This window comes from Granulicella sp. WH15, assembly GCF_009914315.1.
Taxonomy (GTDB): domain Bacteria; phylum Acidobacteriota; class Terriglobia; order Terriglobales; family Acidobacteriaceae; genus Edaphobacter.
In genome coordinates, this window is sequence record NZ_CP042596.1 from 1,331,025 (window position 1) to 1,347,405 (window position 16,381).

The 16,381-nt window shown below is 57.4% G+C and carries 6 protein-coding genes; 2 read left to right on the top strand and 4 right to left on the bottom strand.

Annotated features, from left to right (window positions below; all coding sequences use genetic code 11):
- Window positions 1–287: 287 nt before the first annotated feature.
- The gene (locus tag FTO74_RS05695) at window positions 288–3,704 is read left to right on the top strand and encodes a TonB-dependent receptor (protein ID WP_162537272.1); all 3,417 of its coding nucleotides are present in this window, start codon (window positions 288–290) and stop codon (window positions 3,702–3,704) included.
- 172 nt (window positions 3,705–3,876) lie between these two features.
- Window positions 3,877–5,163, top strand: coding sequence for an alkaline phosphatase family protein (locus tag FTO74_RS05700; protein WP_162537273.1), 1,287 nt, complete (start codon window positions 3,877–3,879; stop codon window positions 5,161–5,163).
- Between the two features lie 250 nt (window positions 5,164–5,413).
- On the opposite strand, the gene FTO74_RS05705 is transcribed toward FTO74_RS05700, so the two are convergent.
- The 4 genes from FTO74_RS05705 to FTO74_RS05720 form a co-directional block, all read right to left on the bottom strand.
- The gene (locus FTO74_RS05705) at window positions 5,414–7,678 is read right to left on the bottom strand and encodes a glycoside hydrolase family 3 C-terminal domain-containing protein (RefSeq protein ID WP_162537274.1); all 2,265 of its coding nucleotides are present in this window, start codon (window positions 7,676–7,678) and stop codon (window positions 5,414–5,416) included.
- Window positions 7,679–7,705: 27 nt separating this feature from the next.
- Window positions 7,706–9,907 carry a glycoside hydrolase family 3 C-terminal domain-containing protein gene (locus FTO74_RS05710; protein ID WP_162537275.1) on the bottom strand — a complete coding sequence of 734 codons (2,202 nt, stop codon included), beginning with the start codon at window positions 9,905–9,907 and terminating at the stop codon, window positions 7,706–7,708.
- 44 nt (window positions 9,908–9,951) lie between these two features.
- Window positions 9,952–12,318, bottom strand: coding sequence for a TIM-barrel domain-containing protein (locus tag FTO74_RS05715; protein WP_162537276.1), 2,367 nt, complete (start codon window positions 12,316–12,318; stop codon window positions 9,952–9,954).
- A gap of 256 nt (window positions 12,319–12,574) precedes the next feature.
- A complete protein-coding gene (locus tag FTO74_RS05720) occupies window positions 12,575–16,180 on the bottom strand; it encodes a carboxypeptidase regulatory-like domain-containing protein (RefSeq protein WP_255462527.1) in 3,606 nt (1,201 codons plus the stop codon).
- Between the last annotated feature and the right edge of the window lie 201 nt (window positions 16,181–16,381).

Below are 16,381 nucleotides of genomic sequence, written 5' to 3' on the forward strand. Positions count from 1 at the left end.
ACAACCTCGCCTGCAACCGTTGCAAACAGCCTTGTGAAAATTAGGTAAATAGCTCATAGGGAAGGGCTTGCAGGCAGCCTTCGGGTTTTACTGTGAAACAGCGAGGCGCGCCTTTCTCCACCGCACTTAGAGTCGCACTAGACCTTGCGGCAAGTGGGCTGCGGGGCGATAGGGCGCTCAAACAGGTTGTACATAGTACGCCAATCCCGTAGCCGGGCTCTGTTTCCCAGCGCGAATGATCCAACGCCAAATGATCGGCTCTTACCTTTTATGGAGGATAGCTTTTTATGTCATCCCGAACGATTCGGGTATTACTCTGTGCTGTTCCGTTGTTGCTTCCGGGCTACTCCGGCTTTGCCCAGGCGACCAGCGGAAGTCTGCTCGGTTCAGTGTATGACGCCTCAGGCGCGATCGTAAGCGGCGCCACGGTCATGGTGACCGAGACCGCAACCAACTCTCACACGAGGGCGACTACCAATGCCAAGGGAGAGTATGAGCTGCTGGATCTGAAGCCGGGCACCTATGCTCTTCACATCGAGGCACCCGGATTCCGGAGCTACGACCAGGTAGGAATTCATCTGGATCTGAACCAGCATGGCGAACAGAACGTGACGCTGCGGGTGGGCCAGGTGCAGCAGAACGTCGAGGTGCGGGCCGATGTTTCGGGCCTTGACACGGTATCCTCCGCACTGACCAGCGAGGTCAATGGAGCCTCCATTGCCAACCTGCCACTCAATACCCGCGAATCGTACTCGCTGCTGGAGCTTATCCCGGGTTACTCGGGGTCGGTCGGAAATGACTATAACGCGGTGAGCTACTCGATCGACGGCGGAGACAATGAGTACGGCGACATCCTTGTGGATGGTACTCCTGCGGGCTTTCCAACCGTCAATGGCTTTCAGGGCGTCGGCATCTTCCCGTCGGTCGATGCCATCGGCGAATTTCGTATGATGGGGCAGAACTACTCTGCCGAGTATGGCCGCACGCTCGACGGCGTCCTGAGCGTCGTCTATAAAAACGGTACGAACGAGTTTCATGGCAGCGCATTCGAGTTCATCCGCAACAATGCACTGGATGCGAACGATTTCTTTTCCAACCGGAACAACTCGCCCCTACCGTCATTCCATCGCAACCAGTTTGGCGGAACGCTGGGTGGTCCCATCTATCGCGATAAGACCTTCTTTTTTATCTCGACCGAGTTGCTCTTTCAGAACGCTTTTCAGTCCACTACGACGACCGTGCCGACGCTGGCGCAGCGTCAGGGCGACTTCTCGCAGACCTATGGCTCCAACGGCCAGCTCATCACAATCTACAACCCCTTCTCAACCCGCAAGACTGCCGATGGTACCGGCTATATTCGTGACCCGTTTGCGAATAACAAAATTCCGTCGAGCATGATGAGCAAGGTGGCGCTGAATGCGCTCAACTTCTATCCCCTACCCAACGTGCCCGGCGATTCGGTGACGAACTCGAACAACTACTTTGCCAGCGGCAGCACGCCGCAGCAGACGATTGCGTGGGATGTTCGGCTTGACCATGCGCTCAGCCCGAATCAGAAGATCTCCGGTCGCTACTCGAATCGCTATTACAGCAATAATCCCAACCCGCTCTTCCCGCAGAAGGACGCGGTGGCTGAGGGACTCATCAACGGACAGGACTTCTCCCGCGGCCTTACCCTGGGATACACGGCAACGCCCAGTGCCAAGAAGATCTTTGACGTCCGCGTGGGTTTTGCCCGCACGCTCTACGAGTATCTGAATACCAGTCTCGGCTTTCAGGCTTCTATGCTCGGGCTTCCAGGCGACATTAATGCGGCCGGTGGCGTAGCCATCTTTCCGTACTTTTCACCGAGTGGTTACCAGTCGCTGGGCAATGAAGGCAATCGCCACAATGCCTTTATGACTTATAGCCTGCTCTCCTCGCTGACCATCGTGCATGGCGAGCACACCTTCAAGTTCGGCTTCGATGGCCGCATCATTCGCGTCAACGACAACGAGAGCAACGACAGCTCCGGCGCATTCAACTTTGGAACAAACTTTACCCAAGGTCCGGACCCGAATGCCTCCAGCGCCAACAGCGGCAACGGCCTTGCCTCGATGCTGCTCGGTACCGGCACCGGAGACATGATTCAGGACTTCAAGAATGTCGCCACGCAGAGCTTTTACTACGCGGGTTATGCACAGGATGACTGGCGCATCACTCCGAAGCTCACGCTGAACCTTGGTCTCCGCTATGACATCGACCTCCCGCGTACGGAGCGCTTCAATCGCATGAACTACTTCGATCCCAACGTCGCCTCGCCCTTTGCGAATTCGGTTCCTGGGCTGAAAGGTGGTCTGGTATTTGTCGGCGTCAATGGAAGCAGCCGCTATCAATATCAGATCGATGCCAATAACTTCGCACCGCGTGCAGGATTCTCCTGGGCCGCGCACCCCACGACCGTGGTACATGGCGGAGCAGCGATCGTGTACGGTGCTTCAAACCAGGCTGCTGCCGGTACGGTTGGTCCTTACGGCTTCCGTGTGCAGAACACCTGGGTCAGCACGCTGGACGGTATTACGCCCAACAACACGCTCGACAATCCATTCCCACAGGGCTTTCAGGCTCCGCCGGGCGCGGCGAATGGTCTTGCTACGGGGGCGGGCGGAGCGATCGAGGGTGTCTACCGGAACTCGCCCACGCCGTACATGATCCAGTATGGTCTGGATATTCAGCAGAGCCTGCCCGGGCAGGTCATCTTCGACATAGCCTACGTCGGCAACCGTGGACGTCAGCTGCTTCAGAGCTACGAGGGCGGCATGGACTTCGATCAACTCCCGACGGCGGATCTGGCGCTCGGCTCCACATTGAACGATACGGTCGCCAACCCCTTCTTCGGCCGGATCACGAGCAATACGCTGGCCAGTGCGACGACTTCGCGCGCACAGTTGCTCAAGCCCTTCTCGCAGTACACCAGCATGGAGCCGCTGCGCTACTCCGGCGGCAACTCGCAGTACGATTCTCTGCAAATGACCCTGAATAAGCGCCTCTCCAAGGGGATTCAGGTGCAGGTCTCGTATGTATGGTCTAAGAACTACGACAACAACAGCAATCACCAGGACAGCTATCGCCCTATGGCTGATTATGCAATCAGCTATCAGGATATCCGCCAGCGCTTTGTCGCGAGCTACATCTACAAGCTGCCCTTTGGCCGCGGCCAGATCTTTGGCAACAACATCTCCCGCTTGGAAGATGTCCTGTTCGGCGGCTGGCAGGTGAACGGCATCACGACACTACAGGGCGGCACCCCGTTGCAGATCAGCGCGAACAACGATCTCTCCAACTTCAACTTCCAGACTCTCTACGCCAACACGAACTTCCGGAATGCGTCGCTCTCCGGCTCGGTCAAGGGTCGTCTCAATCGCTACTTCAATACGGATGACTTTAGTCAGCCCGCGCCCTTCATGCTCGGCAACGGCCCGGCTTATTATGACAATCTGCGAGCGCCGGGGCTTGCGAACACCGACTTCTCCCTCTTCAAGGAGTTTCATCCTGTAGAGAAGGTGAAGGTGGAGTTTCGTGCCGAGGCCTTCAACGTCTTCAACCATGAGAACTTCGGTTCTCCGGATACGACGGTCACGGACACGACCTTTGGTGTCATCAACTCGTCGCAGTCCGGCACAAATCCGCGACAGCTTCAATTCGCACTCAAGCTGTTGTTCTAACCCACATACCGTCAGGGCTGCTCCCATTAGCTGTTTCTGGGAGTGGCCCTGCTGCGTCCCTCTCTCCCGTAGTCCCGAATAGAAAGGTATCCGTTTGCAGCATATTTCCGTTCGTTTTCTGAAGTATGTTCTCACCGCAGCTCTTCTCCCTGCCAGCTTGGTTGCTCATGCAATGTCTGCCTCCGAGAATGCAAAGCCCATCGTGATCGTTATCAGCCTGGATGGGCTCCCGGCACGTGCACTACAGGACCCAAAGCTCCCCATGCCCACCCTGCGCTCGCTTGCCGCCGCTGGTGCTGTGGCGGATGCCATGCAGCCGATCAATCCCACAATGACGTGGCCGAATCATACGACTCTCATCACCGGCGTGGACGCGAGCCATCATCACGTCATGGCCAATGGACTGATTGCCTTTCCACCGGATGGCAGCGCTCCGGAGGTCAAGCCGTGGGTAGATAAAGACAAGCTGGTTCATGCGCGCACACTCTATGAGGCGGCCGGTGAGCAGGGTATGACAACCGCGCAAGTGGATTGGGTCGCCATCTACGGCGCAAAGAATGTGGATTGGGAGTTCGGGGAGAAGCCGGATCCGGATGGCGTGATCGCACGCGAGATGATTGCCGGCGGGAGTGCCACTCGCGAGCAGATCGAGACCTTCGGAGAGAGAAGTAGTCCAGCCTGGCGCGATGAGATGTGGACGGATGCGGCCATCGACATTCTCAAGAACCACACGCCGAATCTGCTGCTGCTTCACCTGTTGCAGACAGACACGATCCAGCACGGCAACGGGCCATTCAGCAACCCGGCCTATGCAGCCTATGCGTATGCAGATGACTGTCTCAAGCGCGTGGTCGATGCCGCTCGCAGCAAGGGCATTCTCGACAGGACAACCTTCTTCATTGTCTCGGACCATGGCTTTGCCACATATACCCATACGATCTTTCCCAATGCCGCTCTTGCGCAGCAGGGACTTCTTCACCGGGCGGGGGATCATTATGCTGGTGCGGTATGGGGCAATGCTGAGGGCGGCGCGGCGGAGCTGTATATCCGCGATGAGGCGCTTCGCGCAAAGCTGGTTCCCCAGTTGAAGAAGTACTTTGCCGCGGTCCCCGGTGTGGCGCATGTCTATACGAACGCCGAGGCGCGCATGTTGGGGTTACCTGCGGAGCCTGATACCGATCAGGCTCCACAGCTATACCTTGCCGCGGCGCCGGGCTATGCCTTTGGAGACGATGCGTTCGGGCCTCTGGAGCGCGTTCACGAGCCCAGGGGGCAGCATGGATACCTCAACACCATGTCAGAGATGCAGGCTCTGTTTGTGGCCTCCGGTGCTGCCATCCTGCCAGGAGTTCATCTCGATACGATCTCAAACCTGAAGGTTGCACCAACCATTGCAATGATTCTGGGGGTGCAGCTTCCAGCCGCTGAGCAGCCCGCACTAAAAGAAATACTCCGCTAAAACACAGGCACAGACCGACGAAGAGAGCCCCGCCCTTAAAACATCGAGGTGCGGGGCTTGTGTCGTTGCTGTGTGCTGCTACCGGTGGAACAGAGGAATCTCAATGATGGCACGAGGCTTGCAGCAATGAAGAACCGGCTCTCAGATCACCGCACTCATCAACCTGTCCCAACCAAAGACCGCGGATCGCCGATCACCTTGCTATTGCGCATAGCTCGGCGAGACGCACAAGACATTTCTGAAATCCAAGCTAATGGACCTGGATTGTGGAAGTCATTTTGATGTCGTTCGACGAACTCCCGATAAGCAGGTTGAGTGGTTCTGACTCGACTTCCAGTTTCGACCGCGTGTCATTCCAATAAGCAAGAGTCGACGCCTTCAATGAGATCTGGACTGTCTTTGTCTCGCCTGCCTTCAGGGAGATTCGTTGAAAACCCTTCAATTCCTGGGAAGGACGGTCAACCTTCGATTTGGGATGTTTGACATAGAGTTGGACGACTTCATCACCGGCAAGGGCCCCGGTGTTGGTCACGTCCACCGAAACGGTCAGCGTTCCATCATGTGGGAGGAAGGGTGAACTCGTTTTCAGATTGGCATAGGAGAAGGTCGTATAGCTGAGACCGAAGCCAAAGGGGAAAAGCGGATCACCTTTGAAGTACATGTAAGTCCGGCCGTGGCGAATATCGTAGTCCATTATTGGCGGAAGCTGTTCTACCGAGCGAGGCCACGTCGTGACCAGGCGACCCGCAGGATTCACATCACCGAAAAGGACCTTCGCGAGAGCGGTACCTTCATCCTGTGACGAGTGAGCCATGTGAAGAATCGCCGGAACATTTGCGACAGTCCATCCGATCGTATATGGGAAGCTTGAGACGAGGATGACAATAGTCTTCGCATTAGCGGCGTAGACCTGCTTGATCAATTGCTCCTGCGCGAGATTGAGTGACTCCCGATCCCGTCCTTCGCGCCCGTCGCCTGGATCTGTACATGGAAGTGTCCCGCCACCATCGTATGTGGTGTCATGCCAGTCACGGGCCATGTCGGCACCGCAGGTGGGATCGTTGCCGACAACGACGACAGCTACATCCGATGTGTGGGCTGCGTTGTAAGCTGCTTGTCCCGTCTCGTCTGCGGCATAGTTTACTGTGACATTCGGTCCAACAAGATTGCGAAGACCATCAAGGGGCGTCACCACATGAGGAGCGGTTCCACCGTACCAGTCCCATCGAACAGAGTCGGCGAGCGGCCCAATTACGGCGATCGAATGGATAGAATCACGTTTCAGCGGAAGCAGCGGTGCAGATCCTTCACGGGCGGAATTTTTGAGGAGAACGACAGACTCTTCCGCCATCTTTTCTGAAATCTCCCTATGCTTGGCCGTGTTCCATGGCTCCGGAAAATCCTTAATTGCGCTGTATGGAACCATCTCCGGGGGATCGAGAAGCCCAAGGCGAATGGTTGTCCGGAACTTTAGACGAAGCAGATCGTCGATCTCCTTTTCGGTGATCGAACCGTTCTTCACATTCGCCATCACTTCAGCCTGTACATTGTCGAGATATTGGTTGATCCCGGCGTGGGCTGCGGCCGCGACAGCGGTCTGCATATCGGGATAGCGCTTATGAGCCGAGTAGAGCAGCTTGATTGCTCCCCCATCGCCTGAAAGGATCTCTACTCCCCACTGCTTTTCGAGGATGCTCTGCAGTATCGGATTGACCGCCATCGGCGTGCCATTCCAGGCGTTGTAAGATGCCATCACCCCCTTAGCCCCGCCGTCCAGAAAACCCATCCGGAATGGGACGGAGTAATACTCCCAGAAAAGTCTCTCATCGAACTCCGAAGAGCTGCTCGTCCGATAGTTCTCATTGCTGTTTCCCAGAAAATGCTTCAGGAGTGCGGCTGATTGCCAATACTTCGGGTCGTCGCCTTGAAGCCCCTTAACGAAGGCAGTGACCATGGTGCCGTTGAAGAATGGATCCTCACCATACACTTCTTCTGAACGTCCCCAACGCGGATCGCGCGCCAGGTCAGCCTGCGGTCCCCAAAGCTGAAGAATCTGGCGGTTGTACTTGGCGGTCTGCGTGATGAAGCGGGCTTCATACCCTTCGACCCCGCCAGCCTGCTGGACCAGCGCAGGGTCCCACGACTCTCCCATCCCTGGGGGCTGCGGAAACTGCGTCGTGGTGATCATCGTACGCTCATAGCCTCCACTGGTTCTGGCGCGCTGCACAACGCCGTGGATGCCTTCTGATGAGCCGAAGCTCGGCACGCCAAGTCGCGGGACCCCGGTTCGTGTCGAAAGACAGCTGATCTTCTCATTGATTGTCATCAGTGAGAGAAGGTTCGCGATACGCTCATCCATAGGAAGCGCGGGGTCGAGAAAGGGATATGCAGCTCTCGTCGATGGGAGCGGGATTGCTGCTTGCGCAGGCGGTTTTGCTGCTACCTGGGCAGAAAACGACGATGGCTGCGTGAGCACCAGAAGCAAAGGAAAGATCTTGAGGAGATATTTTGTCATAAGCTCCGAGCGGAAATCCTTAGTTGATTAGTTGAGTTTGGTTTTTATCTCGAGAGGTAAATCGCTTGAACTGCCGCCGACTGCAACGACGTAGTCGCCATGCGGCCACTCCCATGCATTTTTGTCCACGTTGAAACCCGCGAGGGCCAAGGGTTCCATCGGAAGAGTGACAGTTTTCCGTTCGCGTGGCTTCAAGGGAATGCGCTGCCATCCGGCAAGCCGGTGGAAGTTCTCCTGGGTTGCGGCTGGCAACTGAACGTAAAGCTGGGCGATCTCCGTGCCGAATCGCTGTCCCGTGTTTTCGACGGTGAAAGTTGCGGTGCGGGCCTGAGCATCGACGGACAGGCGAGAGTAGCGATAGTGAGTATAGGAAAGTCCGAATCCAAAAGGGTAGAGCGGCTGTCTGTGGGTGGACTGAAACCATTTGTAGCCAAATCGGACTCCTTCGGAGTAGTCGGCCGGAAAGCTGGTCTCTTTTTGTTTAGCGGTCCAATTTTCAGGCAAACCGGCATCTCCACGGCTCGCATCGATGCCGAAGATCTGAGGGTGAGGAAGATCGGATTCAGTCCGCGGGAAGGTGATCGGCAGCTTTCCCGAAGGGTTGGTACTGCCGAAGAGGATATCTGCGATGGCTTGGCCACCGGCGATGCCGGGATACCAGGCCTCAAGGATGCCACTGACGGAGTCGACCCACGGCATGGAGACGGGATTGCCGGTGACCAGGACGACGATGGTATGGGGATTGGCGACTGAGACGGCGCGGATGAGATCGTCCTGGTGATTGGGCAGTGAGAGCGTGAGGGAGTCGGAGCCTTCGCTCATGTATTGGTCGGCAAAGACGATAGCGACTTCGACGGAATGAGCGAGCTTGGCCGCCGCGGCGAGGTCCGTGCCTGGATCAAAGTGAACGTCGGCCTGAGGTGCGTGTTCCCGGATGTAGCGAAGAGGAGCGGAAGGAAAGTAGACAGGTTTGTTCCATGAGGTTGGTGTCTTTGGGCTGATAGCATTTCCACCGGGCGCATCGACCTGCGCGGACCCGCCACCTGACAGTATTCCGACATTTGCGTGGGCACCGATGACCGCGATCGAGTGAATGGTCGAAGGGTCGAGTGGAAGCACATTATTCTGATTGCGCAGCAGAACAATGCTCTCTTCAGCGATGTGCTGTGAATCATCGCGACCTTTGAACGGGTCTACGACGAAGCGAGGGGTGGGCGGGTGGTCGATGACGCCCGCGGCGAACATGCTGCGCAGCAGGCGGTGCACCATGTCGTCGAGCCGCGATTGGGGTACGGAGCCGTCGGCGACCGCATCAAGCAGCGGCTTGCCGAAGTACTCGTCTCCCGGCATCTGCATGTCGAGACCGGCGCGCGCAGCCTTCACCGTGGAGTGAGTGGCCTCCCAGTCGGAGACGACAAAGCCGGGATAGTGCCAGTCGCGCTTGAGGACTTGGTTGAGGAGGTAATCGTTCTCGCAGGCCCAATCGCCGTCGACCTTGTTGTAGCTGCACATGACGGAAGACGGCTGACCGATACGGATGCCGATTTCAAAGGCGAGCAGGTCGCTTTCACGCATGGCCTTGTGAGTTGCATGGACGTCGACGATGGTTCGTCCCGTCTCCTGGTCGTTCATGGCGTAGTGTTTGATGTCGCCCATGATCTGGTTCTTCTGCACGCCGCGGATGAGCTGCCCCACCGTGACGCCAGCGAGCACGGGATCTTCTCCGGGATATTCAAAGAGACGGCCATTGCGCGGGTCGCGAGCGAGGTCTACGCCGCCACCGATCGATTGGTTGAAGCCCTGCGCACGAAGCTCTCGGCCGATGACATCTCCATAGATAAGAGCGGCTTCGGGATCCCACGACGCTGCCGCTCCGAGTACGGATGGGAGCAGGGTCGCGTAGCGGCTTTCGGGAGCGGCCATGCGGACACCGACGGCGGAATCGGCCTGCTGGAGATCGGGGATGCCGAGGCGAGGAATACCGAGGACCTCGCCAGCACCTCCGTTATTGCCGGGAGGTACCGGCGCGCCTTCGCGGAGGGGACCCCAGCCAATGCCGTGAACGAGTTGGATCTTCTCGGCCTGGGTCAGTTCATGCACGACCATGTCGGCGCGTTCGTCGGGCGAAAGCGCGGTGTTCATCCATGGGCGCGCGTCGGGTTGAGGAGTTTGCGCGATGCAGGAGACTGCAGTAAGAGCAAGGGCGAGTGCGGTCGAACGGAGATGCATGATGGCTTGTCCTTATACGTATTTCAGCAAGCACGGAGGTGCTGCTACTTGCCTATGATTTTGAGGATAGTGCTATCCGGGACAGTCCATGGACTGGGGCCCGAGTGAGTCAGCTTTCCGGCCTGATCTGACCAGTGAAGCTGGGTGAGCTGAAAGTCGCCATGTTCGTAGTTGTAGGTATTACCGTCGTCGCGATAGAGTGCGAAGTCGCCGTCTGCTCCCGGATAGACGCGGACTTGGGCGATCTTCTGGTCTTCGTTCGTGCTTTCGACAGGAATGCCGAGCGGCAGGATTGACCCGGCGCGGACGAAGAGAGGGATGGTGTCGATGGGAGCCTCGACGGTGAGGAACTGCCCGCCATGCACCCGTTGATTCGTCCAGAAGTTATACCAATCGGTACCGGCGGGAAGGTATACCTCCCGCGTGGTGCGACCTTGCTCGGTTACGGGGGCCACCAGCAGGGCTGGCCCGAACATATACTCATCCCCGATGTTGACGACTTTGGGATCGTCTCCGAAGTCCATGAAGAGTCCACGCATGAAGGGCGCGCCGGTCTGGTGCGACATGTAGCCGAGGCTGTAGATGTAGGGCATCAACTGGTAGCGCAGGCGCAGGTATTTCGCGAGGATCGGTTCGGCCTGTTTGCCGTACGACCAGACCTCGTTTGCGGGCCGGCTTCCGTGGCTGCGGAAGTTAGGCTGAAAGGCGCCGTATTCGAACCAGCGGACATAGAGTTCGGGATAGTCGTCGTAGTGGCCGATATTTTCGCGTGCGTCGCTCGGATCGATGAGCGGAGTACGGTCGGGCTTGTGGACGGTGGGCAGGTACTGCCAGCCGCCGATATCGGTACTCCAGTAGGGCATACCGCTGGCGACGAAGTTGATGCCGGTTGAGACCTGGCGTTTGAGCGTGTCCCAATTGCCGTTGATATCGGAGGACCAGAAGATGGAACCGTTATGCTGTGCCCCGAGATAGGCGTCGCGGGCGAGGATGAGGGCACGGGTGGTTAGGTCTTTACGGAAGCCATCGTAGAAGGCAGCGGTGTGAAAGAGCGGATAGACATTGAAGTACTGGGTACCGGGCCCTATATGAAAGTAGCTTCCATTGGGCGGCAGATCGGGCTCGGTCTCGTCAGCCCAGAAGGCGTCGAATCCCTTGTCGACGAAGTTCTGTTTGACGACACTCCAGTACCACTTCGCTGCGTCGGGGTTGGTGGTGTCGATGTCGGCTCCGGCGCGGTCGTAGGGCAGACCGTTGGTGGGGGTGCCGTCGGCGAGTTGCTCGAACCAGCCGTTCTTCACAAGCGTCGAGTAGAAACGGTCTTCCGGCACGAAGCGCGGCCAGATGCTGATCATGGTGTGGAAGTTCATCGCGTGCAGTTGCTTATTCATCGCTGCGGGATCGGGCCACTTCGTAGGATCCATGTCCATCTGGCCCATGATGGTGTAGTGGAACCAGTCTATGATCAGGTCATCGATGGGGTAGTGGCGATCACGATATCCCTTGGCAACATCGAGCAGCTCCTGCTGGCTGGCATAGCGCTGCTTGCTCTGGAGATAGCCATAGGCTGACTTGGGGAGCATGGGGGTCGAGCCTGTGAGTGTACGGAAGCCGGTATAGATCTCGTCGTAAGTTTTACCGGCGATGACGAAGAAGGACACGCGCTGGCCGACATCGGAGGTCCAGCGGGTCTGGTCGTTGAAGCCAAAGGCGACCGTGGTTGCGGACGGGTTATCCCAGAGCAGGCCATAGCCCTTGTTCGTGACGATAAAGGGAACGCAGACGCTTTGGCCGGAGGGGGCGTTGTAGTCGTGGGCACAACGAAGGACATGTCCGCGACGATCGAGATTGCCTTCCTGGTTTTGTCCAAGGCCGTAGTAGTGCTCGTCGTTCGTCGAATGAAAGCTTGCACCAACCTGGAAGAAGGGAGGATCGCTGGGGCGCCGGTCATTGAGGATCCCGGCGTTGCCATCCTTGTGGTTGGGGACCGACATCTGCCAGCCCTGCATCTGCACCAGCGGCGTTCCGTCCGCATTGGTGATCGAGACCCCGACACCGGGAGTGGAACCGGTGAAGAATTTGGCGATGTCACCCGAGGTGCCCGAGGGGGTGTACTTCGGTCTCTGCGGCGAGATGGTGACGGTCATCCTATCCGAGCGAAGCACATCGCCGGAGTTGGTGGACGATGTGGACCAACCCTGCGGTGTGGGCATGGCGCTGATGCCGTAGCCGGGTTTGGCCAGGGCATCGGCACGATTGAGGCTGATGGAAACACGGACGATGTTGGGCGCGTAAGGCTCGACGAGTACGGTCGCGTTATCGCGTGTGAGCACAAGCTGCTGGGCGTATGCACCGCGCACCGTTGGGATGGAGAGCAGAATGAGGAAGAGGAAAAAGGGTCGGTGCGGCATGATCAAGGGCGCCTATCTCGCTTATGCGGGCTGATCGTTCAGAATGAATGGTCATGATCTGTATGGCCCGCTATGCGAGCACACAGGCGTTCCAAGGAAGAATAGGTCCGAGAAGCAGAAAGGGCCGGTCTCCTCCCAACAGATCCGTTCTGGACAACATTGCGCGTTCTCAGAGGCCTCGGGAAATTTTAGGCTAAATGCGTCGCCAGCAGCTTACACAGTATCGGAAGCTGCTGGCGGCGCACTTAGCCTTCGCTTAAAACCTGTACTTTACTGCAAGCAGCAGCGTCCTCTGCGTGTATTTTGCATCGGTGATGCCACGGTTTACGTTCGGGACCTGCGATGTGAAGGTCTTGTTATCTGCGGTGTTTAGTTTGATGGAGGTCAGGTCGCTGGTGCTGAAGCCTGGCAGGGGATGGTTGAGGAAGTTGAATGCCGTACCGCGAAGCTCCAGCGTCTGATGCTCGACGATATGGAAGCTCTTATAGATGCCAAGGTCGGAATCGAAGAACGAAGGTGTGCTGAGGTAAGGCGCCTGACGGATACCAACCTGTCCGATCTGGGGAGCGGTGAAGCAGTCAAGGTTGACGTGCTGGTAGGTCTTCAGGTTCGAGGCCGGGTTGCAGGTAAGGATTGGCAGGACGCTGTTGGCAGGCGTTCCGTAGTAGGTCGCAGACCCGATGGTGTGGTTCAGGTTGGTGTTTTGAATGGTGAGACCGAGATTCTGACTTGTGTTGGCCTGCAGATTGCCACCGGCCTGCCAAGTGGTCGTGCCCGTCAGAGTCCAACCATTCACAGCGCCGCCGGCAAAGCGATTGCCGTGGATGGGGGAACCGAGATCGAAGGCATACGACGTGTTGACCACATGAGGACGGTCGATGTTGAGCACACCGTAATTGTTCCGGACGTTGAAGGCATCGAGGGTGCTTCCTATAATGCCGAGGGACTTCGAATAGGTGTAGTTGATGTTGTAGCTGATGCGTCCGGCCTGTTTCATCAGGCTAAGCTGCAAACCGTTGTAGTTCGCATAGCCGGAGTGCGTGTTTACCGAAACCGCGTTCGTCCCGTAACCCTGGTAGTAAGGGTAGTAGTCCACGATGTTTGGTACGTTCTCCGGATCGGTGGGGGCGGGAGCGCCTGTCACGGGGTCCGTCCTAAAGAGTCCGCCAAGCGGAATTTTGTTCTGATTCACCAAGGCTGTTCCCCCTACGCCGGAGCCGTTGCTCTGCCCGCCCAGAAGGATGTTCTGCGTTTGGTTGCCCACGTATGCGATCTCAAACAGCATCGCGTGCGCAAGGCGTTGCGAGATGGTCAGGTTGTAGGCATAAGTGACGCCCGTCTTGTCATCGTTCTGATCGGTTGCGTAGACGCTCGATGGCAGAGAGCCCAGGTTGCTCGAAGATCCAAGCGCCCCGATCTCTTTCAGAGTAATGGCCTGTCCGCCGTTGGAGTTATAGGTCTTGACACCCAGGGACGTGGTGAGGGGGCCAGCGTAGTCATTGTATTGATCGTTCCAGCGATATGCAGCCCAGCCTCCCCGTACGACGGTGCTTCCGTTGCCGCGCACGTCATAGGCGAGACCAAGCCGAGGCTCGAGAAAGATGGTCTGCACCGGAGATCCGCCGACCGGAACACTCGGATCGATTGCGTGCCAGTACACACCGGGGTAGACTTTCTTCGCCACGACGTCAGCGGCATAACGATTGGGTTCCCATACGGCAAGACCCGTGCCATTCGCATCCCGCCAGCGTCCGATGTGTTCGAGGCGCAGGCCGAGGTTCAGTGTCAGCCGGGGTTTAACCTTCCAGTTGTCCAGCACGTAGCCGGCGCCGGTGTTGTAGAACATGTCGTCGATCGGGTTAGTGTTGTTCTGCGTGAATCCGCTCGTAATGCCTAACAGGAAGTTCGCCAGGGGATTGACGGTGCCGATGGTCAGGCCCGTCAACTGGTCTGTCTTTGCGCCGCTGGCATAGGAGAGCGAACCGTTGGTATATCCGTACGTCCCTTGCTTGTTACCGCCACGGCTCCAGAAGCCGCCTATCTTGAAGGTGTGCGACTTGTAGACCACGGTGAAGTCATCCGATACGGAAGGAGCTTTCTTAATGGAGTTGAAGGTTCCCCCCTGCTGAAAGAGGTCGGGCTGGGAGATATCGGGCAGGGTGCGCGCACCGGGTGAGTTGATGGCAGGGGCCAGAAGAGAGGCGGTGCTATAGACGGTGCCGTATGGATAACCGATGGTGCTGTTGTATGCAGCCTTGAGGTCAGATGCGGAGTATGGATTGTCCAGCCAGCCCGTGGATATGCGGACCTCGTTGGTCGCGGACGAGTTGAAGATGTGGATGTAGCTTCCGCTCAGCACATGCGAGTGGACTGGGCTGATAAGTGGGCCAGCCGGATAGGCGACCGCGTTGCTCGGGTTGTAGTAGATGTGAGCGACGGTGGTCTCGGAGTCACTGCCATACTGGTAGCTCACAAATATCTTGTTCTTTTCGCTCAGGTTGTAGTCCACGCGGCCGCGGTAGATGTATCCGTTGTGGAGGTTGCTCGGCTGCAGAAAGTAGTTGTAACCGGAGGCGTTGGTCGAGGGGTCCACGTTCGCTGTGGGGAAGAGTTTCAAGAGCGCAAGGGCTCCGGGGTCGAGGTACTGGGTTGGAATCTGAGTTCCGGTGAGTTTCGCGCCGTCTGGAGCAAATCCGCCGGTTAGAGGCTGACAGAAGTCGTTGCCCGTGCTCTTGGCACAGAGCGCGGCGTTTGCCGGATCGGTCAGGCTGAAGTTTCCGGCTCGCATGGCAGCCGTCGGCACATAGGAAGTAAGTGGAGAAGCCGCAGGGAGGTTCTGTCGGAAGGATTCAAAACCCGCCCAGAAGATTAGCTTGCGATTGTGGTTGAAGTTGGTGTGAGGAATCAGGATGGGGCCGCCGATGCTGCCGCCAGGATAGTAATAAGAGGCCTGGGGCCGCGCGGTCGGTGTAGAACTGTGCTTGTCCTGCCAGGAGTTCGCATTTAACACGCCATTGCGGGCATAGAAGTACCCTTGACCATGAAACTCCGCGGTTCCCGAGCGGCTGATGACATTGATGACGACCGGGCCCTGTGCGGAGTCGGCGCCAAAGTTGGACGATTGGACTTTAACCTCTTGGGTCATATCCGGGTTTACCGTGGCGATCGACCAGCAGGCGCAACCCGGATCAATGATGCTCGCGCCATCGAGCAGATAGGCCGTGCCGCCTCGGTACGGCGCGCCGTTTGTATTGAGACCGACACCGACTGCGGAGCCGGAGGAGCCGGTGTCGCTGAAGTCGAATCCTGGTCCGTTGCCGGTTCCACTAGCCGTTGTCGTGACACCGGGAAGGATCTTCAGCAACTCCGACATGTTCCGGCTCTGGATGGGTAGGCGATCGATATCGTGAGTTGTCAAGAGCGAAGAGCGTTCGGCAGAGTCCTCAGGTGCAACGTAGTTCACGCTGCTCTGGACTGTGACGGTCTCGTTGCTGGTGCCGATGGCAAGGTTGAGATTTTGCAGACTGCGGGTGTCGCCCGGATTAACCATGATGTCGGACTGACGGAATCCACGAAAGCCGTTCGCGGTAATATCGACGGCGTACGTGCCCGGAACAATGCCCGCAAAGGTGAAAAATCCGCTCGCGTTACTATTTAGCTCGCGTTTTTCCTCGGTTGCTGCGTTCGTCAGGACGATGTGAGCGTTCGGAATTACGGCTCCGGTCACATCCTGGACGATACCGGAGAGGCTTGCTGTGGTTTGTGCTTTGGCGTTTAGCGTGTATCCCAACACCAGCAATAAAACTGCCAGCAGCGGAATGGTGTGCGACAGAATGGAATATTTTTTTGGGGGATGCATCATGGTCTCCTTGATTGAGCGCTGCAGCGGCAGTCGAGCCAGCCAATTCCTCGTTTCAACGTGGCTGAAAAGCACTTTCGATATCCCGAGCACTAAACTCGCCGGACTATTGGACTAACAAGGTGCATTACAGTGTCCCGTCACGCAGTCCCCATCTAAGTGCAACATTTTGTTGAATTGACTGTGGCTGAAGGAGGGGGGTAA